13 protein-coding genes and 1 tRNA gene are annotated in these 21,423 nt (G+C 36.0%); 8 read left to right on the top strand and 6 right to left on the bottom strand.

Going from position 1 to position 21,423, the window contains the following annotated elements; genetic code table 11:
- The first annotated feature begins 61 nt into the window (after positions 1 to 61).
- The 4 genes from ACFOOI_RS14820 (at position 62) to clpX (ending at position 3,832) form a co-directional block, all read left to right on the top strand.
- Positions 62 to 143, top strand: a tRNA-Leu gene (locus ACFOOI_RS14820).
- Between the two features lie 77 nt (positions 144 to 220).
- Positions 221 to 1,564 carry a trigger factor gene (locus ACFOOI_RS14815; RefSeq protein WP_379838785.1) on the top strand — a complete coding sequence of 448 codons (1,344 nt, stop codon included), beginning with the start codon at positions 221 to 223 and terminating at the stop codon, positions 1,562 to 1,564.
- A 200-nt stretch (positions 1,565 to 1,764) separates the two neighbouring features.
- On the top strand, positions 1,765 to 2,436 hold the full coding sequence (locus ACFOOI_RS14810) for a ClpP family protease (protein ID WP_379838784.1): 672 nt from the start codon (positions 1,765 to 1,767) through the stop codon (positions 2,434 to 2,436).
- Between the two features lie 136 nt (positions 2,437 to 2,572).
- A complete protein-coding gene (clpX, locus tag ACFOOI_RS14805) occupies positions 2,573 to 3,832 on the top strand; it encodes an ATP-dependent Clp protease ATP-binding subunit ClpX (RefSeq protein WP_379840226.1) in 1,260 nt (419 codons plus the stop codon).
- An 80-nt stretch (positions 3,833 to 3,912) separates the two neighbouring features.
- Here clpX and ACFOOI_RS14800 read toward each other — a convergent pair whose 3' ends face one another.
- Positions 3,913 to 5,373 carry a tagaturonate reductase gene (locus ACFOOI_RS14800; protein WP_379838783.1) on the bottom strand — a complete coding sequence of 487 codons (1,461 nt, stop codon included), beginning with the start codon at positions 5,371 to 5,373 and terminating at the stop codon, positions 3,913 to 3,915.
- 274 nt (positions 5,374 to 5,647) lie between these two features.
- On the opposite strand from ACFOOI_RS14800, the gene ACFOOI_RS14795 reads away from it, so the two are divergent.
- The 4 genes from ACFOOI_RS14795 to ACFOOI_RS14780 all read left to right on the top strand — a co-directional run bounded on the left by ACFOOI_RS14795 (position 5,648) and on the right by ACFOOI_RS14780 (position 9,368).
- Positions 5,648 to 6,430: a (Fe-S)-binding protein gene (locus ACFOOI_RS14795; protein ID WP_379838782.1), complete on the top strand. Its 783-nt coding sequence runs from the start codon at positions 5,648 to 5,650 to the stop codon at positions 6,428 to 6,430.
- Between the two features lie 184 nt (positions 6,431 to 6,614).
- On the top strand, positions 6,615 to 7,898 hold the full coding sequence (nhaD, locus tag ACFOOI_RS14790; RefSeq protein ID WP_379838781.1) for a sodium:proton antiporter NhaD: 1,284 nt from the start codon (positions 6,615 to 6,617) through the stop codon (positions 7,896 to 7,898).
- Between the two features lie 91 nt (positions 7,899 to 7,989).
- Positions 7,990 to 8,748: a ThuA domain-containing protein gene (locus tag ACFOOI_RS14785; protein ID WP_379838780.1), complete on the top strand. Its 759-nt coding sequence runs from the start codon at positions 7,990 to 7,992 to the stop codon at positions 8,746 to 8,748.
- The gene (locus ACFOOI_RS14780; protein WP_379838779.1) at positions 8,745 to 9,368 is read left to right on the top strand and encodes a GNAT family N-acetyltransferase; all 624 of its coding nucleotides are present in this window, start codon (positions 8,745 to 8,747) and stop codon (positions 9,366 to 9,368) included. The genes ACFOOI_RS14785 and ACFOOI_RS14780 overlap by 4 nt, the downstream gene beginning before the upstream one ends.
- Positions 9,369 to 9,370: 2 nt before the next feature.
- Here ACFOOI_RS14780 and ACFOOI_RS14775 read toward each other — a convergent pair whose 3' ends face one another.
- The 5 genes from ACFOOI_RS14775 to ACFOOI_RS14755 form a co-directional block, all read right to left on the bottom strand.
- Positions 9,371 to 9,739: a hypothetical protein gene (locus ACFOOI_RS14775; RefSeq protein ID WP_379838777.1), complete on the bottom strand. Its 369-nt coding sequence runs from the start codon at positions 9,737 to 9,739 to the stop codon at positions 9,371 to 9,373.
- 79 nt (positions 9,740 to 9,818) lie between these two features.
- On the bottom strand, positions 9,819 to 13,361 hold the full coding sequence (locus ACFOOI_RS14770; protein WP_379838776.1) for an OmpA family protein: 3,543 nt from the start codon (positions 13,359 to 13,361) through the stop codon (positions 9,819 to 9,821).
- The gene (locus ACFOOI_RS14765) at positions 13,358 to 15,649 is read right to left on the bottom strand and encodes a DUF5723 family protein (protein WP_379838775.1); all 2,292 of its coding nucleotides are present in this window, start codon (positions 15,647 to 15,649) and stop codon (positions 13,358 to 13,360) included. The genes ACFOOI_RS14770 and ACFOOI_RS14765 overlap by 4 nt, the downstream gene beginning before the upstream one ends.
- Positions 15,650 to 15,730: 81 nt before the next feature.
- Complete coding sequence (locus tag ACFOOI_RS14760) at positions 15,731 to 17,350, bottom strand: M43 family zinc metalloprotease (RefSeq protein WP_379838774.1); 1,620 nt, start codon at positions 17,348 to 17,350, stop codon at positions 15,731 to 15,733.
- Between the two features lie 62 nt (positions 17,351 to 17,412).
- Positions 17,413 to 21,378 (bottom strand): M43 family zinc metalloprotease, encoded by a 3,966-nt coding sequence (locus tag ACFOOI_RS14755; RefSeq protein WP_379838773.1) that lies wholly within the window; start codon positions 21,376 to 21,378, stop codon positions 17,413 to 17,415.
- Between the last annotated feature and the right edge of the window lie 45 nt (positions 21,379 to 21,423).

Genomic DNA, 21,423 nt, shown 5'->3' with positions numbered 1-21,423 from the left:
GAAAGATTAAAAAATGCAATTACCTTTGCAGCCCAAATAAACGATTTCGGTTTATCTGTAGGCGGGCGTGGCGGAACTGGTAGACGTGCTAGACTTAGGATCTAGTGCCGCAAGGCGTGGGGGTTCGATTCCCTCCGCCCGTACTTTTAACCCTTCAAACCAATGATTGGTTGAAGGGTTTTTTAATTTTTAAATCAGTTCGAACAAAAACTTTTCCTTAATGCAAACAAAATTTGACAAGCTGTCAGCTACCAATGCTCATCTTACCGTGGAGGTAATTGAGGAAGACTACAAAAAACAGGTAGATAGTAAAATCAAAGAATATTCTAAAACTGCCCAAGTAAAAGGATTTAGACCTGGACATGTGCCTGTTCAATACATCAAAAACATTTACGGAAAAGGTATACTTATCGACGAAGTAATCAAAATTGCTTCTGATGCCGTAAACAAATGTATTGCAGAGAATAACATTAGAGTAGTAGGTGAGCCACTTCCACAAGAAGATGCCTACAAAATAGACTGGACAAAACAAAAAGAGTATACATTTGTATATGAGGTTGGTTTTGCTTCGGACTTTACAGTAGATGTAGAAAAACTTCCTACTATCACTGAATACGAAATTGAGCCTTCTGAAGAGCAACTTGAGCAATCTATTACAGATGTGAAAAGCAGATTCGGAAACGAAACTGAAGGTGAAGAAGCCGAAATAGGCGACATCATTTTTGGTACCCTAAAACAAGAATCTTCTGAGTTTTTATTCCAATCAGGAATTCCTACTGATAAAGTAGTAGAAGCGTCTCAGTATATGTTTAAAGGCCTTGAAAAAGGAAGCAGCATCAAATTTGACATCCAATCAATATTTGCATCTGTTAAAGAATTAGGTTTTGCTACTGGAAAATCTGACGAAGAAGCAGCGTCTTTGAATGGTGAATTTGAATTTACTGTTGAAAAAATCACAAGAATGCAGCCTTCAGAACTCAACCAAGAACTTTTTGATAAAGTTTTGGGGCCAGGAAAAGCTACAAACGAAGAAGAATTTAGAGCTCAAGTTAAAGAGATTATCAAATCTAACTATAACAGAGAATCTGAGTTTCTTTTAGATTTTGATATCGACAAATCGCTTTTAGATAATACCCAAATTGATCTTCCTGAAGAGTTTTTGAAAAAATGGCTTCTTGAAATCAACGATGGTAAAGCAACTGTAGAAGATATCGATCGTGAATTTGAGGCAATCAAAAGAGGACTTAAATTAGACTTAATCAAAACTGAAATAGCGAAGCAAAACGACATCAAAGTAGTTTATGCTGATGTTTTAGAAGAAGTTAAAAGCGAAATCAGAGGTTACTTTGGTGGCCAAGGTGGTTTTGACGGCATGGAAGACTTTATAGAAAACATGGCGAAGAAGCAACTTGAAGACAAATCAAACGACAACTCTAAGAAATACTTTGAGAAAGCATTTGGTAGAAAAGTAATCGGTTTCTTAAAAGAGAAAATCAAAACAGATAAAAAACAAGTATTGGTAGATCAGTTTAACGAGATCGCTACTGAGAAATACAAAGTTTAATATCAGTTAAAAAACTATAAAAAATCGGATGTTAGCAATCGCTTTCATCCGATTTTTGTTTTAATAATTCCAACACTCATATTTTTTGAACTTTAATATTCTAAATAAAATATAACGCTGTGTGTTTTAGACAGTGGGTTGTTTTGAACTTTTAGACCTATATTAGAGTTTTTAAATAGATAAAAATAAAATAGAATAATATGCACTTAGGAGAAGAATTCAGAAAGTTTGCAGTTCACAATCAAGGCATGAGCGGACTCATGATTGATGATTATATGAAGCACAATGTTACTAACATGACGCCAAACATCATAGAAGAGCGTCCGATGAGATTTGCTGCTATTGATGTGTTTTCGAGGTTAATAATGGACCGTATTATATTTTTAGGTACGGGCGTAGACGACCAAGTGGCCAACATCGTAGTAGCTCAGTTGTTATTTTTAGAATCAGTAGATCCTAAAAAAGACATTTTGATGTACATAAACAGCCCAGGTGGTTCGGTTTATGCAGGTTTAGGAATGTATGACACCATGCAATATGTTAGACCAGAAGTTGCTACTATTTGTACGTCATTGGCGGCATCTATGGGTGCAGTGCTTTTGGCAGGTGGTGCAGCAGGAAAAAGAACGGCTTTACCTCACGCTAGAGTGATGATTCACCAACCGAGTGGTGGTGCTCAAGGGCAGTCTAGAGACATGGAGATTACGGTTAAGCAAATTATAGAGCTTAGAAAAGAGCTTTATGAGATTTTAGCAAAACATACAGGTCGAACATTTGAGCAAATTGAAAAAGACTCAGACAGGGACTATTGGATGAAGGCCGAAGAGGCGAAAGCTTACGGCTTAATTGACGAGGTTTTATACAGAAACTAAGTTCATTGGTAAGAAAATTTGAAAGTGAGTCATTTTACTTTAAAGTGACTCACTTTTTTTATTATAAAAGAAGGCCAAAAGGTCTCAAAGTTTAAAAAACGCGATAAAAAGCTTAATTTTGAAAAAAAATTCAGAAATGGCATCAAACAAAGAACCCTTTTGCTCATTTTGTGGGAGAAAAAAAAATGAAGTAGAACTACTCCTATCGGGCACAGAAGGTCATATTTGCAATCATTGCATAGAACAAGGACACGAACTTGTACAACAAGAACTATACGGAGTAAATCCAAAAAATAAAAAGAAGAAAAAAGGTGAATTGCCCAAGTTTGAAATAAAACCACCGATAGAGTTAAAAAACTATCTTGACAAATTTATTATTGGCCAAAATGAAGCAAAAAAAGTGCTTTCGGTAGCGGTTTACAACCATTACAAAAGACTTTCTCAACCCGTTATAGGCGACGATGTGAACATCGAAAAGTCAAACATAATAATGGTAGGCGAAACCGGAACTGGTAAAACCTATTTGGCCAGAACTATCGCCAAAATGCTTCAAGTGCCTTTTGCTATAGCGGATGCCACTGTATTGACAGAAGCAGGTTATGTAGGAGAAGACGTAGAGAGTATTTTGAGTAGATTGCTTCAGGCAGCAGACTTCAATCCAGAATTGGCGGAAAGAGGAATCGTTTATATTGACGAAATAGATAAAATAGCCCGTAAGTCTGACAATCCATCTATCACCCGGGATGTAAGTGGCGAAGGTGTACAGCAAGGCCTTTTGAAGCTTCTAGAGGGCTCTATAGTGGGCGTACCTCCACAAGGTGGCAGAAAGCACCCTGACCAGCAATTGATTCAAATTAATACCGAAAACATCCTGTTTATTTGTGGTGGAGCTTTTGATGGTATTGCCAGACATATTGCCAAAAGAATAAACAAAGCTCCTATAGGGTTTAAAGTAGAGGCCAACAAGTTTGAAATTAATAATGAAGATAGCTTGCTTAAGTTTGTAACGCAGCAAGATCTGAAGTCTTTCGGACTTATACCTGAGTTAATCGGTAGATTGCCGTTATTGACTTACTTAAATCCATTAGACAAAGAAACCCTTCGTAAAATATTAACTGAGCCACAAAATGCCTTGGTTAAGCAATACAAGAAGCTATTTTTGATGGAAGACATAGAACTAGTATTTGAAGATGAAACATTGGACTACATCGTAGACCAAGCCATCATCTTTAACTTAGGGGCAAGAGGACTCCGTTCAATATGCGAGGCAATCTTAACCGACGCCATGTTTGAGCTTCCTTCTGACAAAAACATTAAGACATTCTCAGTTTCTTTAGAATATGCCAAGGCTAAATTCGAACATTCTACTTTTTATGAAGTTAAAAAAGTAGCGTAAGGCTGAATATAGTTTTTAAGCAAAAAAAATAGACGCCCATTTCTGAGCGTCTATTTTTTTATGTCAATTTTTTATTAAAATTAAGCATAAACGTTAAGTGCCGAAGCAACTTCTTTAACACCTAAGTGTATCATATTGGAAAGGTGATTTTCAACATTTGAGGCAAAGCCCGGTAACTTAGTAAGGTCAGTTCCCCAAAGCTCAACATTTGCCAATGCGGTGTTAATTACATGACTACAGTCACTTGTAGCCCAAACATCCATAAAATACGCCGCAGAGTCGCATGTTATCGGGTAAAACTCTCCTTCTCTTTGACCGTAATAAACGCCGTCTTCAAGTTTCACTGCTTTCATGAATAAAAGGTAAGCCGCAAAACACCTTGCAAAATACTGAGGCACGGTACCGAATACATCATAATAATTTGTCAATAATGGTATAGCTCGCATTTTCATTTTCATAGTATAATGCAACGATATACTGATCCATTTGTGGTCTAAATATGGGTTCCTGAACCTATCCATTACCTCTCTGCCGTACCGTTGGGTGGTTTTCAAATCTACATCAAGCGGAATAGACGGGCCCAATTCTGTCAACATCAAAATAGTGATATATTTTTCCATCAAGACATCGTTTAGCGTGTCTTTCACATAGTCAAAGCCCGAAAGGTATGACATAGCACACAATAGTGTATGAGGAGCGTTTAGAAGCCTTAGTTTGAGCTCTCTATATTTCTCGATGTTTTTCTCAAGTTTTACACCTGCATCAGCTTCTGCAAACTCCAATATATCCTCAAGGTTTTCACCTTCGATAGCCCAAAGGCGATATGCCTCTGCTTTTATTAATAAATTATCTTTGTAACCAAGTTTTTTAAATATCTCTTCTGACTCTTCCGCATTTGGCTTGCCAGGTACAATTCGGTCAACCAATGAGCTACAGAACTGTACATTTTGTGTTACCCAGTTTTTAAAATCTCCTGATAGCTTATTAGACTCGATTTGCTTAAAAACAATGTCTTTTAAGATTTTTCCGTTGTCTACTATTAATTCGGTAGGAATAACCACAAGCGGTTTTTTGTTGGTTTCAAACCTTCTATGAAGCCAAGCGGTTAATTTGCCTGGAAACGAGTCTGGGCAACCACTCAAAACATCTTCTTCGTGATATTGAAGCCCAACTTCTGTTGTATTTGAAACTATAATATTAAGCTCTGGATTTTCGGCCGTTTTTAGTACTTCGTCCCAATGTGTGTGTGTGCTTAATACTCTGCTGATACTTTCTACAACGATGTCTTCTTCTAATAGCAATCCGCCTTCTATACCTCTTACGCTGATGGTATACAGGTTATCTTGCGAAGTAAAGTCGCTAACATCCGGCCCTGTGGTTTTGACCACCACTATACTACCATTGAAAATCCCTTGTTTGTTGGCTTTATCTATAAAGTAATCGCATAAGCCTCTAAGTAACACTCCTGTTCCAAATTGAAGGACCTTTTCTGGTAGTGCACTACAGTCGAAGCTGCTATTAAGTTTTGACTTATTTAACATGTTATTGGTTTATATAATTTTTATCAAAAATATTGAGAATTCCTTTACCAAAGTGATTTTAAGTGGCTTTTGTTTTATGCTATTTTGACCATAACCAAACACCACTTGGCAATTTTGTATTATTATCTGCCAATTGCCATGAACCACTCACAAATGTTCTCAAAATAGTTCTATATTGTTATAATTTCAAATTCTCCCAAATTATAAATTTTATCAAAATCTTGTAAATGTTATGCAAGCATACTATTTTTGTTTAATTCAACTTTAAATTATCATGGAGTATAAAGTAAAAACCATGGCCGAGATGGCCCAAAAAGGAGAAAGCCCTGAAATTTTATTTTGGGTAGGCTGTGCGGGATCATTTGATGATCGCTACAAAAAAGTTACAGTTGCTTTTGTTAAAATCTTAAACGCATTAAATATCAATTTTGCGGTATTGGGTACCGAGGAGGCTTGTACAGGAGATCCTGCCAGGCGTGCTGGGAATGAGTTTACTTTCCAGATGTTAGCTCAACAAAACATTCAAGTACTGAATGGTTATGGCATAAAAAGAATTGTGACGGCTTGCCCGCATTGTTTTAATACCTTAAAAAATGAGTATCCCGAACTAGGCGGAACATATGAAGTAATACACCACTCTACATATTTACAAGAACTCATAAACTCGGGAGTATTAAAAGTAGGCGGCGGTTCATTTAAAGGACAAAAAATCACCTACCACGACTCTTGCTACCTCGGTAGAGCAAATGACATATATGAAGCACCGAGAGATTTGATAAAAGCTCTTGACGCGGAGTTGGTAGAAATGAAAAAATGCAAAACAAATGGCTTGTGCTGCGGAGCAGGTGGTGGCCAAATGTTTAAAGAGCCCGAAAAAGGAACTAAAGATATAAACATAGCCCGAATAGAAGATGCCCTTTCAACCGGATCAAAGGCCATCGCAGTGGCGTGCCCATTTTGTATGGTGATGATGTCAGATGGCGTAAAAAACAAAGAAAGAGAGCATGAGGTTAAAGTATATGACCTTGCGGAGCTTCTTTTAGAAGGAATGAATTAAAAATGCCTAAACTATAGAAAAAAACAAGGTCAGGAAGTTAATTTCTGGCCTTATTTTTTGAATTTTCATTTGGGAAATTCGCATTAACTTCTGTATTATTTTTAGTTTTTGCCCCAGAAATTGCCCAAAATATATAAGCATTTGTATTTTTGAAACATCGTAAAAAACATTTAAACAACCAGATATGATCGCATTACTAGTAATAGTATTTATTCTCGGATATTTAGCCATAGTTTTAGAACACAATATATCCATTGACAAGTCTTCTTCAGCTTTATTAACCGGCGTAGTTTGTTGGACCATAGTTTCAATCATTTCGCCCAACATGCACGAAACCACAGAAAGCTTAATGCATCATGTGAGTGAAATCGCCAGTATTTTGTTTTTCCTTATGGGAGCCATGACAATCGTAGAACTTATAGATACCTACGATGGCTTTGACATCATCACCGATAAAATTAACACCAGAAGCCAAAGTAAACTGCTTTGGATAATCTGTATAATCACTTTTTTCTTATCTGCTCTTTTAGATAACCTTACCACCACTATCGTAATGGTTACTTTAATAAAAAAATTGGTAAGCGAACAAAAACAAAGACTATTGTTTGTTGGACTAATCGTGCTTTCGGCAAACGCTGGTGGAGCATGGTCGCCAATGGGTGATGTAACCACTACCATGCTTTGGATTGGTGGGCAAATCTCTGCTGGAAACATTGTATTGGAGCTAATACTTCCTAGTTTGGTTTGTATGTTAATCCCTTTGTTTATACTTGGACGATCTCTAAAAGGGGACCTACCGGCAAAAAAAGAATCTAAACCAGGTAAAAACCCACATACGTCTTTTGAGAAATCTTTGATTTTCTATGCGGGTATCGGCGGCTTAATCTCTGTGCCTATTTTTAAAACTGTTACTCACCTTCCTCCTTTCATGGGAATGTTACTGGCTTTGGGTGCAATTTGGGCCATAGCTGAGGTATTGATAAAAAATAAGGAAGAAGACGAGAAAAAGAAACTGTCGGTTTATAGAGCTCTTGAAAAAATTGATATGCCAAGTGTATTATTCTTTTTAGGAATATTACTTGCCGTTTCTGCTCTTCAAACTGTAGGGGTTTTAACTGGGGCGGCAAACTGGCTAACAGATACACTTCAAAATGAAACGCTAATTGTAACTGTTATTGGATTGCTATCGTCGGTAGTAGACAACGTGCCTCTTGTGGCTGCATCTATGGGCATGTATTCGCTTGAGCAGTTCCCAACAGACTCTCCTTTCTGGGAGTTATTGGCATACTGTGCCGGAACCGGCGGTAGTGCCTTAATAATCGGATCTGCAGCTGGTGTAGCTGCTATGGGTCTTGAGAAAATTGAGTTTTTCTGGTATTTAAAGAAAATCTCTTGGTTAGCACTAATCGGATACTTTGCGGGTATTGGCGTATTTTTATTACAAAAAATGTTTTTTGTACACGCTTAAATTCCGTTTTATAAAATCATTATTGAAATCCTCGAGTTAACATTCGAGGATTTTTTTTTATTTTTGAAGCTTATTCAACCAAATCAATATTATGAAAGCGAGATTAGTTTTTATCTGTTTACTTTTACTTTTTACCAGCCAGGTTTTATCTGCCCAGCAATTTAAAGTGTTTTTGTTTACCAAAACCGCCGGATGGCACCATGAGTCTATACATGAAGGAGTGGCTGCAATACGTAAACTGGCCGAAAGAAATAACTTTCAAGTAGACTGGCAGGAAAATACGGATTTTGTAACTGAGAAAAACCTTGAAAAATATCAAGTCATAATTTTCCTGAACACCACAGCGGACATACTTAACGACGAGCAACAAAAAGCAGTAGAAAAATTCATCCAATCAGGCAAGGGTTTTGTGGGAATACACAGTGCATCAGATACCGAATACGGATGGCCATGGTACACCAAAATGGTGGGTATGATGTTTAAAATTCACCCAGAACAGCAAACTGCCTATTTGCGAGTTTTGGATCATAACTTCCCAGGTATGGAGCGTTTTCCCAAAAAATTACTTTGGACAGACGAATGGTACGAGTTTAGTGCCGCAAAGTCTACAGACTTAAAGTTTTTGGTAACAGTAGACGAGAAAACATATAACCCTAACGCAAAATGGGGCGATAACGTAGGAAAAGGAATGGGCGATTTCCACCCAATCAGCTGGTATCACCCGTATGACGGCGGCAGGGCGTTTTATACAGCCCTCGGACATATTCCGGCTACCTTCTCAGACCAAACGTTTCTAGACCACATTTATGGCGGTATTTACTGGGCAGCTACCGGAAAAGGTATTGAATGATAACTGCTGAAGAAATATTAACTGCTTTTGACCCAAACTGGGAAAATGTTTGGCCACTTTATGCCTCGGCTTTTCCAAAAAATGAGCAACAAAAGCCAGAATTACTCATTGAAAGGGTTAAAAACAGATCTGAAAAATTATTTATATTCAAAAAAAGCGAGACCTTTATTGGCTTCGCTTTTTTGTTATATCTTCCCAAGTCCGACATCTACTTATTAGACTACCTCGCCATTGACTCATTGAGCCGAAATGCCGGATATGGAGCCTTAGTTTTAATTAAATTGAAAGAAATACTTTCAGGAAAATCAATCCTTTTGGAGGTTGATGACCCTGATTTTGGCACTGATACAGAACAAAAAAAACGACGTGTTTCGTTTTACAGAAAATCAGGAGCGAAACAAATTGAAGACTTTAACTACATATTGCCTGCCCTAGACGGCTCCACTCCTACTTACCAAACCTTGTTAATATTAGGAGGAAACATTCCGATACAAATTACGAGCAATGCCTTAAAAAAGCTTGTAGGCGAAGTGTACGCTATAAATTATGGCCTAAATGAAAAAAGCGAACACTTCAAAGAAATGTTCGCCTTCGAAAGGGAATATTATGTTTTAACCTAACGTCAGTTGACTATTTTAAACTGGCTGGCCTCATGAATAGGCAAACTTGCTTTTTCTCTATAGGTTTCCATTGTGCCAGAGATATAAACAGTTTTACCGATATCCGATTTTGTCAATTTAATATCTGCAAAAGCATTTGGAAAAATAGTAACCCCAATTAAAGTGTTCGGATAGGTGTCGTCAATATCAAGAAACATAATCAAGTTTCCTTTTTTGTCTGTAAACTCCTTGAAACCCTTCAATGTTCCCTTTAAAACTACGTCTTTGCCAATGAACTTGTCGGCTTGTTCCACCGAAATGGTGTCGGCTTGTGCGTAAGAAGTAACAACAGCTATACAGCTAAACAACGCAATTAATATCAGTTTTCTCATGGCTTACTTTTGATGCTTAAATTTTTGACAAAGGTAAGTAAACCCAAATGAGTTTTTTCCGAATCAAAGCAACAAAGTTTTACAGCACGACAAACTCTACGCGGCGGTTTTGTTTTCGGCCTTCTTCGGTGTTATTGGTAGCCACTGGCTCCACAGGACCACGACCAACGGGAACCATACGAGTTTGGTTAATTCCCTTTTTGGTTAAGTATGTGATAACAGACTCGCAACGCTCTTTTGAAAGTTTTACGTTTTCAAACAAATCGCCCACATTGTCTGTGTGACCCCTAACTTCAATCTTCAGATCGGGGTTGTCTTTTAGCACAGTTACAAGCTCGTCGAGCTGCGTAAAAGACTCTTCTCTAAGCACAGGGCTACTTTGGTCGAAATAAATGTTTTCAAGCGTTATTTTTTTTCCTTTTGTTATATCTCCGAATGTTTTTGTAGAAATAACTTTTTCAACCTTGGGCTCCACTTTAGCAACCTCTTGGGTTATTGGGTTTAAGAAAATATTTCTTTCAAATTCTCTTTCTTTTATCCAGTCGAGGGCGTTTATTTTCTGTGTTATCGGTTCGTAGTTTGGGTTATTTAATACAAAAACGTATGATTTCTCTGGGGCAAACAAAGCAAGGTTTTTCCCTGAAGAGAAACGTTGAACTTCGCTTTTTGTATCGCTATCAATAATTTTATGATCTAACCTAACTATGGGTTTCTTGGTTTTTTTATCATAAAACCTAAACTCAAACTCGTAAAAGAGTTTTTGTGCCAAAAGGTTACAACTTACTTTGTTGATTAGGCTATCTACAAACGCCAACCTGTACTTTTCAGGTTTTATGTTTTCTCCTTTTAGGTCAATATCGAAAACCGTTTTCTCTGGTCCTTTTATAAACGCCGGAGCTAATCCTATTGCCTTAGTATTTGACGTCACATCAGGAAAAAGCTCTTCTTCTGTAAATCTATCATAAACGAAAAGCTTGAGTTCGTGCAATGGGATTTTTATCTCAATTGGCTTAAAGGTAACTTTGGTATTAAGCTTTACATCGTTTATTACTTGTTCGTCTTCTTTATAGTTTGGAGCCGAAAACTGCACCGTGTATTTTCCTTTTTGAGGAAGTGTAAAAGACGCAAACCCTTTCGGGTCAGCTTTGAGCTCTACTATCTTTTTATTTTGGAAATCTAAGATTACAAATTTGGCATCAACAATAGGTGTGGCGGTATTAAGGTCAATCGCAAATAATTCAATCTTATAAACTTCTTTTTCGAGTTTAAGCTCCAAGGTAAAATTCTTTGAGGCGTCTTTCGGAACCTCAATTTTTATAACTTGCTCAATTGAATTATAATTTGGGGCACTTGCTTTTATCCGCCAAGTATCGTTTTCGACTATTGGAATACGAAGCGTGCCATTTTTAATAGGGTAAGAAGAAGAGTCCTTGTTGTTTTTTCTATAAATAACCACAGTACCATCAATGGGCAAATTGGTATTTATGTCTAATAGGGTAATTGTTAGGCCAGAATCCGCCCATCTTTTCTTTTCCAAAGCTAACTTCTCCTGCTCTTCTTTTTGCTTTTTCTCTAAGGCTAACTGTTCTTGCTTTTGCTTTTCTAAGGCCAATCGTTCTGTTTCTAAGCGAAGTTTCTCCTGTTCCTCTTTTTGCTTCTTTTCTAAAGCTAACTGTTCTTGCTTCTGCTTTTCTAAAGCCAATCGCTCCGTTTCTATTCGTAACTTCTCCTGCTCTTCTTTTTGCTTTTTTTCTAAAGCAAACTGTTCTTGCTTCTGCTTTTCTAAAGCTAATCGCTCGGTTTCTAAGCGTAACTTCTCTTGCTCTTCTTTTTGCTTTTTCTCTAAAGCTAACTGTTCTTGCTTCTGCTTTTCTAAGGCTAATCGCTCCGATTCTATTCGTAATTTCTCCCGCTCCTCTTTTTGCATCTTTTCTAAAGCTAATTGTTCGGCCTTCTGCTTTTCTAAGGCTAATCGCTCGGTTTCTAAACGAAGTTTATCCTGCTCCTCTTTTTGCTTTTTCTCTAATGCTAACTGTTCTTGCTTTTGCTTTTCTAAAGCCAATCGCTCACTTTCTAAACGAAGTTTATCCTGCTCCTCTTTTTGCTTTTTCTCTAATGCTAACTGTTCTTGCTTCTGCTTTTCTAAAGCTAATCGCTCACTTTCTAAACGAAGTTTATCCTGCTCCTCTTTTTGCTTTTTCTCTAATGCTAACTGTTCGGCCTTTTGTTTCTCTAAGGCTAACCGCTCACTTTCTAAGCGAAGTTTCTCCTGCTCTTCTTTTTGTTTTTTCTCTAAGGCTAACAGTTCTTGCTTCTGCTTTTCTGCGTCTAGCCTTACTTGGTCTACCACAACTTTGTCTCTATTGGTTTCTAAAGCCAACTTTACAATTTCTTCTTTGTTGGTAGGAATAATTTGAAGTTTAAAATCCAATGGAATAGGCTCACAATCTTTGATTTGTTCACCATCAAGGTTTATGGTTTTTGTAAAATATTGCGGAATATTTACAGACAAATTATAAGATTTGCCAAAAGGAACGATAGCCGTATATCTTCCGTCTGAAGGGTTATTATCCAAAACCGACAATATGTTTCCTGTCTCATTTTCTTTTACTACCACTTTGGTACTTAATGGAGCCTTTGTGATGGAGTCTAAAACAAAACCTTGAATAGTAGCACTTTTTATGGGTCGCAATGACTCGGGAATTGTAGTCGTAAAAATATCGCCGTCGCTTACATAATACATTAAATCGCCACAGGGACTAACCGAGACAAACAAATCTGATTTTTTTGAATTAATAAACTCTAAGTTTAGTGGTTCGGACCATCCTCCGTTGTCTAGCATGGTGCTTTTATAGAGGTCAAAATCGCCCCTTCCTTCTTTTTTTATAGACGAAAAGACCATGGTTTTTCCGTCGGCTAAAATTCTAGGTGCTTTTTCACAGTCAAGATTAACAGGGCTTGGTAGTTCATATGGTAACCTCCACTTTCCATTTCGGCCTTTTTCCGAAACCATGATTTTGTAGCACTGTTTGTTGTCTACCTTTTTACCCAAAATCTCTCTTGTAAAATATAACCTTTTGCCGTCAGGCGAGATTGAAGGAAAGCCTTCGTAGTTATCCGTGTTAATATTTGAGCCTACATTTTCGGGTTTTGTCCATCCCGACTTTGTTCTTTCCGAAAAATAAATATCCTCTCTCCCGAAACCACTTTTCCCGAAATTGGCAAAGAAAAACAAGGTGTTCCCATCATAACTGATGCTGGGTCCTCCCATAACGGGTGTCATGTTTTCGTTGGCGTATTCGTTTATGGCAGCTATTTGCTTAGGCGGCATCCATGTGCCCGAAGGATGAAGTTTGGCCTCATATACACCAAAAAAGTTTGTTTCAAACTCATCTAACACCACAGCCGTTTTTCCTTCTGCATCTATTTTTGGGACTTTTTTAGCTGAATTTACAAATAAGCCAAACTGATCAGACTGATAAACCAACGTTTGGCCATCTGCTGTAACTGACGGTGCATATTCGATGGTTTTGGGCGTATTTATGGGGTTAGGCAGCCTGGTTTTGCCTTGACCAAAAGTTAAAACTGATATACTTAATAAGAATATTACTTGTTTTTTCATTCTATACGAATCGTATTTTTTCCGCCTAAACCTTCTTCTTTACTTACCTCAATCCCTAAAGTTTTTAACTTCTCACCAAAATCCCCAACAAGCTTTTCGTACAAGTTTCCTTTAACTATCATTTTAACCGGATTTGGTAAGGTTCTAATAATTTGAGAGACTTTTTGACCCAAATCCTCTTTAAGCTGATGATTAGCGAGTTCATCTAGAAAAAGCTTAAACGTACTGTTTTGCTCCGGAGTTAAATAAGACAAACTGTCAAAACTAGTAACTAATAAACAGCCTTGCCACTCCACTATACCCGCCTCTGTCGGGCATTTGTCTAAATAATCTGGAATTTTATCTCCGTCAGTATCAGGGCAACCCTTTAACTCTTGGCTTCCTTTTTCGCTTGGGCAGGCATCATCGGTATCTCTAATGCCGTCACCGTCTTGGTCTGGGCAGCCTTTGGTATTAGCAGGTCCTGCCAAGTTTGGACATGCGTCATCTTTGTCTATGATGCCATCTCCGTCAGTATCGGGGCAGCCATTGTGCTCTAAAGTTCCAAACACCTCGGGACAGTTGTCTTCTGAATCAATAATGCCATCGCTGTCTGAGTCTGGGCAGCCACCCAAAAGTTTGGATCCGGCCACTTCAGGACATTTATCTTCAGAATCTATCAAGCCGTCGCCATCGGTATCCGGACAGCCACCAAACTCTTCTGGCCCTGCTTTTAGCGGACAATCATCTTCACTGTCTGGCAAGCCATCGCCATCGGTATCAGGGCAGCCGTTAAACCTCGCCAAACCTGCCACCTGTGGACAGGCATCTAAATTATCAAAAATACCATCTCCATCAGCATCAGGGCAACCCTGAGTTTCTTTAGGTCCTGCATGGTCTGGGCATTTATCTTCGCTATTTTGAATACCGTCTGCGTCCGTATCGGGGCAACCCTTAAATACCCAAAGCCCCGGAATATCAGGGCACTTGTCTTTTTTATTTGAAACTGCATCGTTATCGGTGTCTTTGATTTTTTTCGAAAAACCGTTAAAACTAAACCCGCCATAAAAACTTGGCGAAGGAGCATTTTTAGCAAACAGATAATTGAGTGATTCTGTACCGAAAAACAATGCTCCAAGTTTAAGGTGGAAGCCAAGCCCAAGTTTTTTGGTGGTTTTATTGTAAATAATGGGCGTAGAAAACTCGAAATCATTGGCTTCTTTACGCGGAAAAAATGCCAAAATGCTTTGTTGGTTAAGGCCCGTGTCTGTATTTTTTGTAGCCGAACGATAGGCAGTACCTAAATGCCAACCTTTTTTGCCCAATTTCACCTCCGCCAATATGTTTATACGAGTAGGCAATAGATACTTTTGTTCCGTTAATTTTTCGCCTGAGAGATTCAGTTCTTGTAATGCCGTAGGCACACCCTCTTTTAGATTATTGGGATTTAAAAATGTCGAATTATAAATTCCAATTTGATTGAATGATGAATATTTAACCCCACCAATGTCTGTAATACTTACCGCTAACCTAGCCAAATACTTGTTTTGAGTTGGGTCATACTCTTTTCGGCCATCCATTGCGTATTCGTAGCTTAAATATTTCGGTCGAAACTCATAGACAAATCCTAGGTCATAGCCCGTACCCATAGATTTACTTTTTACCATGTTTAACCAATTGAAACTTTGACCCGTCGTACTTAAGTTGCCCACCAGTGATCCATTGAAAACATTGCCCGTATTTTTTAAATCAATAGACTGCAGGTCATTGCTGTGGTACAGCGACGCCAACTTTACTGTAGCCCCAATTTTGAGAAAGTGGCTATTAAAAGCCAAAGGATGTGCATACGAAAACGCTATTTCTTTTAAACCCCTCGATATATATGCCCCATCGAAACTTTGGTTGGTACCTAAGTTTAGGTTTTCAGAAAAAAGCTGAGGCAAGTTTCCTTTTGAAGTTTGAATGGCTCGGTAGTGTGTGCTTATCGCAAAAGCGGCATTTCGCTTGAGTTGCTTCATAAACGATGGCCCAAGCAACGTGATTTCGGAGGTCTTAAATGCGTTTCCTTTTAGGCCCAGGTTTATTTTAGAAGACGGAACAAAGGGATTAAAAACAGCCTCTGGTGCGGTATTTACATGAAAAGAACCTAAACTTACCATGGTGCCGATGCGTGAGTCGGCCATCATGGCGGGGTTATAGCCAACCGCATAAACACCCGCTGTGTTGGAGGCCTTATACAATTCTAAGGACTGAGCACGAAGCCCCAAACTCCCAAATATCAAACAAGTTAGCGTAATTTTTTGTAGCATAAGAAAGACAATTTGTGTTTTCGCAATTTACTCTCTTTTGCCAATATTATAATTACCGTATAATAAAAATGAGGGTGGGGATTAGTTTTGGCACCCACCAATTTTAGCTTCAAAAACCTTATTTGAACCAGCTTGAAAACCTTGCTCTAGAATAACCCTATTCTTTGCATTAAGTATTACACCTGTAGGAACGTTTTGGTTTATTTTTATCTCGTTGGATGATTTGTGTTCACCTGCAACAATACTGTTAGTATTGATATCCAAATTAATTGGACAGGGGGATTTAACAATTACAGAAAAGTCCACAATTGAACCTGAGCCGTAGCCTGAATTACCAGGCAAATTACATGCGGTTGGGTTATACCCCCCGTCTAACACAACACGCATTCTCAACAAAGTATTGGTCAATGGTATTATGGGTGTTATTATAACTCCCGAAAAAGTTGTATAAGCTCCATTACTATTATAAACATGCTCATTTGAATCATCAAAATCCCCATCATTATTATAATCAATGAAAATACTTCCCCACATTGAATTTCCATAAGTACCCGTCAAACTGAAACTATTTGAACTACCTATTTGAAATTCTGTTAAAGTAAGACATGTCAAATCTTGATAATTAATACCAACATTACTAGATGAACTACTAGTGTAAGAAATGGCTCCTAAGTTAAATGATGAAATGCCATAATATATACTTAATCCGTTACCTGAAGTTGGAATACATGCTAACGCTGGAAGAGAACCACTGGGTGGTACTTTTCCTAGAGAATTAATAAGACCAGGTCGATAATTTACTAATGCATATCGCATTCTTTCTACTTGTTTTATAGTAAATTTCTGCGGAGATGAATAACTCATTATATTTTTAAAAACTTCGCCAATTGGATTTAATGTACAGTCATTTATTACATTTTCATCACAACAAATATTTACTTTATGTGGATCAGTATCGCTGATTCGGTCCCCATCCGTGTCTGGATTGTTGTTAACAGGACATTGAGTACCTCCCGCATCTCCTTCAAAAGTATGATAAAGGTTCATGGAATGACCCATCTCATGAGCCCAAACATCCTGATAACCAGACTGAACTATTGATTTTGGCATAAATAAATCTCCTAAGTAATTAGCAAATGCTCCTGCTCCGATTATCTTATGAACAATTCTAACGTTAATATAACTACTATTAGTCCAAGTGGACAAGGTTCTAATTTGATTTATTATACTATTATCAGTATAGGATATCCCGTTAATTTCATATCCAGAAATTACCCTTCCATCAATTCTAACAATACCATTTGTAGGTTGACAGTTTGGTGTTCGCGAAGCTAAAACAAATTGAATTTTTACATCTGGAGAAACGCCAGAGTAGGTATTTTGAGCTCTAAATACCCCATTTAATTCACTTAATGCTATCTGAATTGCAGCATCAGAAACATTTGATCCTGTACCAACTGCTTCTCCTAAATGATATACATGAAAAACCACTGGTATGGTATAAACCGTGTTCATATCAGGGATTACATTAGAAGTTAACTTCTTTTTTTGATAGTCTTTTTCTATTTCTTTTAGCCTCTGTTGAAGTTGTGGATTATTTAGAAGAGCTTGATCGGTACCACATTGTATAGGTTGTTGGGCACTTATATAAAACCGATTAAAACATAAAATGACAATTAAACTATAAATGAAACACTTCATTTTAACTTATTATTTATTGTATCCTATTTTATTTAAAAGACTTAATTTTTATCACAAATAAACTAGTTTTCACACCCTCCAATTTTAGCTTCAAAAGATGAGTTATTTTGAACCATAAACCCTGGTAAAAGCTCTACTGACGCTCCGCTGGAATAAATTATTTTATCATTCACTATTCCAGTTGACCGAATTTTATTTAAAGCTCTATAGGTTCCAGCTGGAGAACCTGCACTTTCAAAACTTTGATTTTGTAAACAACCTGACACATTTATTTTTCCTTCCACTGGAAAATAATTTTCGCACCCACCCTTGTAACAAGTAGAAAAATAACTTCTTGATAAATCCAAAGGGGGAGCATTAAAAACGCTTCCAAGTTTTAATGTTAACTCCATATCTAAAGAGGAATACCATTTTACTGTACCATTTGTACAACCAGTAGCTACCAATTGACTTGCTTGACCCTTGGAAGTGAAAATTTCTGGAACTGTAATTTCTCCTCCTCCTGATTTAATAGTAATAACGTTAGAGAAATATAAGCAACCAAACCCATTATTGTATTCCACAGTATAATTTCCTTCCTTATTTACATAAATATAACTTGTTTTTGCAAATGGAATAATTGTCCCATTTTCCTTCCAAACAAATATATCATTAATAGTATTCATTGAGAGCCCTTTTAATTCAAGCTTAGCAGCTCTGTTTGTACAATCCAAATCGGTATCTGTCGTTAATAATCTAATATCACTATTATTGTTTAAAACAATTATCTCATTTGAAATTGCAATACACAACCCATTATTAACCCTTAAAGAGTAAGTTCCAGGTGAATTAATATTTATATTATTACCAGTATTTCCTAGTATTTCAATTCCATTTTTTAACCATTGGAATGAAAAAGAATTTGAAGAATTATTAAAATCAAAAATTAAAGACAAATTATCATTTACACCACAAAGGTTCTTTTTATCAAAATCTTTATAAGTAATCTTAGGAATAAAACCAGTGCCAATGGTGATATTTATAGGATCTGATTGACTTTCGCAAGAAGTTCCAACACCAACAACATATTTATATATACCTGATGTTGAAGCGTTTAATATATAAGAATAAACTCCGGTTGAAGCATTATTTTTGAACCAATTACCTCTCAACATAAAATTAGTCATTAAGTCTATTGAAGATTGACAAACATTTACAGTGGAACCATAATAAAGCTTCGGCTTCGGCAATTGTGTGTTTTCATTAATATTTAAAGTATTACTTTTAGAAATACAATTACCTTGCTTTTTTAATAATGAATACTGACCAACACTACTAATATCAATATATGATTTGTCTTCATTTATAAGGACAAAACCATTTTTCAGCCATTGATATTTAAATTCAGAAGACAAAGAAGTGCTATTTTGAAATGATTCCTCTATCCGAATAACGTTGTTTGAATAAATATACCCAAACGAAGAAGAGAAACATAAAGTAGTATCACCTCCATAAGTTAAGACTTTAGTTGGTAAAGACTTTGAAAAAGTTAATGGCACAGATTTTGATTGATAGATTGTGCAATTATTCTCATTCACAATCACATTATAATTACCTGATTGGTCAGCTAAAAAGCTACTTTTATTCTCATTCATTATATATTCTCCATCCTTTTCCCATTTATAATTTGCCGAATTACTAATATAATTAGAAAAAATTTCTTTTTTTGTTCCTTCACAAGCGTATTCCTCACCAACAGTCTTTATCGAATTAGATATATTATTACTATTGTACAAATATTGAGTTGCAGATATACCAATACAACCAGCTTGACTAACCTCAAAAGTATAGGCACCATCTTGACCTACTTCAATTTGACTCGATGTTGAAGTACCAAGTAAAACTCCATTCCTTTTCCAACTAAAATTTAACCCTTCTCTTTCAAAAGAATTTCCAAAATAATTTAATACTTGAGCAAAATACACCTTGGACTTACCACTGCAAATATAATCGACCTTAGTTAGGTCGTTACTGTTAATATCATATATTTCATTTTGATTTTCAACTATTCTATGGCCATTTCGAATAGCCCCAATATTTATATTCGTACTTCTACTTGTTTGTTTCTTTCCATTAAATACATTAACTGTTTCAATCTGAAAATAGTAATTTTGACCGTAAGTCATTTTTTCATTTAAACCACCTGTGTAAAGTTTAAAAAAACTAGGGATTTTAAAATTTAAAACCCCTTCATTTTTATATATTTTTGAATATAATATTATATCTCCTTTTTTTAATAAAAATAATATATCATTGCCCATATTAGATGTGTTTAACGGTATGTTTAATGTACTGTTAATGCAAAGGTTATTAGAAAATTGTCCGAATTCAAATTTCTCAGTAACTTCTACTTTAACCATTGTACTTAAACTTTCACAACCATTAAAAATACAAGATACTTGATAATAAGTATCCGCAATTAAATTAACTGTTGTATATAAGCCACCTATACCTACTTCATTTCCATTAGAATACCATTTTGTTAACCCCACACAACCAGTAGAGTTTAAAATAACTGTTTCTCCATAATTTATTTTTTTATTATTTACAGAAGGACTATTAGGCTTTTCACAATTTGATATTATTTTTACACTAAAATCCATTGCATTCCCGTAACTTGGAGTATTACAATTTGATGCCAAATCTGTATTTGACCGAATTATTCGCATTCGTAGCCATGTATATTGAGCCGAATTGGGTGGAGTAAAATAAATTCCTGAAATTTCTGAATTTGCATTTTTTATGCCCGATTTTATTACCTCTCCTGCATCTTCAAAATCTCCATCATTATTTAAATCGATTAATAACTTGTAAAATAAGCTTTCAGAATTAGAATCAAAAAAACTGTAATTATAACTTCTATTTGCTACAAGTTCTGTTTTTAAAGCACATGAATAGTCTAAATAATTTAAATTTTTTTCATAAAAATTAGAATAATTGATGCTATTAAAATGAAAAGAAATTGGTGTTTTAAAATTTTCTGCATTTTGGTTTGCTGTAAATACACAAGAAAGTGAGGGGCCACCTTTAATTGCTGGATGCGATAATTGATTAGTATTGTTATTAATAAATTCTGGAAAATAATAATTTATTGTAGACCTCATTTTATCTTTTTGCATGGAGGTGAAGTTATTTTGAAAAGATCCATAACTCATGAAATTGTATATAATTTTTCCTTTTCTTTTTCCCGTACAAATATTAATATCATCAGGATTAGAATTATCAGAAACCATATGAGGATCAGTATCACTTATTCCATCTCCATCTATACAATTATCATCATAATTATTAAAGGTATGGCTTAACCCAAGTACATGGCCTAATTCATGTACTAAAACGGAAGAGTTTTCCCTATTCTCAATTGTATTTGACCTCAACACTACATCTTCGAACTCACCTTCTCCCACCAATCCACGTGCTTCTGAAAAATTTGGAATTAATCTTATATTTAAACATTTTTGCGTTAAAGGATTAGGGCTTAATTGAAAAATATCTTTATTAAAATAAACATAATAATTACTTTTAGTCATGCCATATGAAAAATAAACTAAATTTGAAAGTTGTGGTAAATCATGCAAATTAACTCGATCTACTCCATTAGATGGGATATTTGTCGCATCACATGAAAGACTATCTTTTAACAAAAAAAACTCTATCTTGGTATCCACAGACTCTCTATATCCCCCTTTACCTGAAAATGCTAAATTCAAATTAAAAATCGCCTTTTTCAATGAATCAATATGGTAATTATTACCAAACCCAACAGGTTCTCCATGGTGATAAATGTGAAAGACAATTGGGATTTTAATTATAATACTAGAGTCTGGTTTAATTAAATGATTATTTATTGTTTTAACATTAGTAGAATATTCTTTATTAAAACTTAATCCACAAACTTCATTTTTTTGACCATTAATATCAATTGATATTAAAATAAATAATATAAGTATTAAAGTTTTAATATGTTTTTTTAGGAATAAACGTTTCATATAAATATTATTTATTGGTTTTGGGATATTTTTTAAAAGCCCCAC

The sequence above is a fragment of the Lacihabitans lacunae genome (assembly GCF_042649125.1).
GTDB lineage: Bacteria > Bacteroidota > Bacteroidia > Cytophagales > Spirosomataceae > Leadbetterella > Leadbetterella lacunae.
This window is presented reverse-complemented; position numbering and strand designations above follow the sequence as displayed.

Bases quoted from the DNA above. Each gene is read 5' to 3' on its own strand.
- ACFOOI_RS14815 (WP_379838785.1), top strand. From the start codon at position 221: ATGCAAACAAAATTTGACAAGCTGTCAGCTACCAATGCTCATCTTACC.
- ACFOOI_RS14810 (WP_379838784.1), top strand. From the start codon at position 1,765: ATGCACTTAGGAGAAGAATTCAGAAAGTTTGCAGTTCACAATCAAGGC.
- clpX (WP_379840226.1), top strand. From the start codon at position 2,573: ATGGCATCAAACAAAGAACCCTTTTGCTCATTTTGTGGGAGAAAAAAA.
- ACFOOI_RS14800 (WP_379838783.1), bottom strand. From the start codon at position 5,373: ATGTTAAATAAGTCAAAACTTAATAGCAGCTTCGACTGTAGTGCACTA.
- ACFOOI_RS14795 (WP_379838782.1), top strand. From the start codon at position 5,648: ATGGAGTATAAAGTAAAAACCATGGCCGAGATGGCCCAAAAAGGAGAA.
- nhaD (WP_379838781.1), top strand. From the start codon at position 6,615: ATGATCGCATTACTAGTAATAGTATTTATTCTCGGATATTTAGCCATA.
- ACFOOI_RS14785 (WP_379838780.1), top strand. From the start codon at position 7,990: ATGAAAGCGAGATTAGTTTTTATCTGTTTACTTTTACTTTTTACCAGC.
- ACFOOI_RS14780 (WP_379838779.1), top strand. From the start codon at position 8,745: ATGATAACTGCTGAAGAAATATTAACTGCTTTTGACCCAAACTGGGAA.
- ACFOOI_RS14775 (WP_379838777.1), bottom strand. From the start codon at position 9,739: ATGAGAAAACTGATATTAATTGCGTTGTTTAGCTGTATAGCTGTTGTT.
- ACFOOI_RS14770 (WP_379838776.1), bottom strand. From the start codon at position 13,361: ATGAAAAAACAAGTAATATTCTTATTAAGTATATCAGTTTTAACTTTT.
- ACFOOI_RS14765 (WP_379838775.1), bottom strand. From the start codon at position 15,649: ATGCTACAAAAAATTACGCTAACTTGTTTGATATTTGGGAGTTTGGGG.
- ACFOOI_RS14760 (WP_379838774.1), bottom strand. From the start codon at position 17,350: ATGAAGTGTTTCATTTATAGTTTAATTGTCATTTTATGTTTTAATCGG.
- ACFOOI_RS14755 (WP_379838773.1), bottom strand. From the start codon at position 21,378: ATGAAACGTTTATTCCTAAAAAAACATATTAAAACTTTAATACTTATA.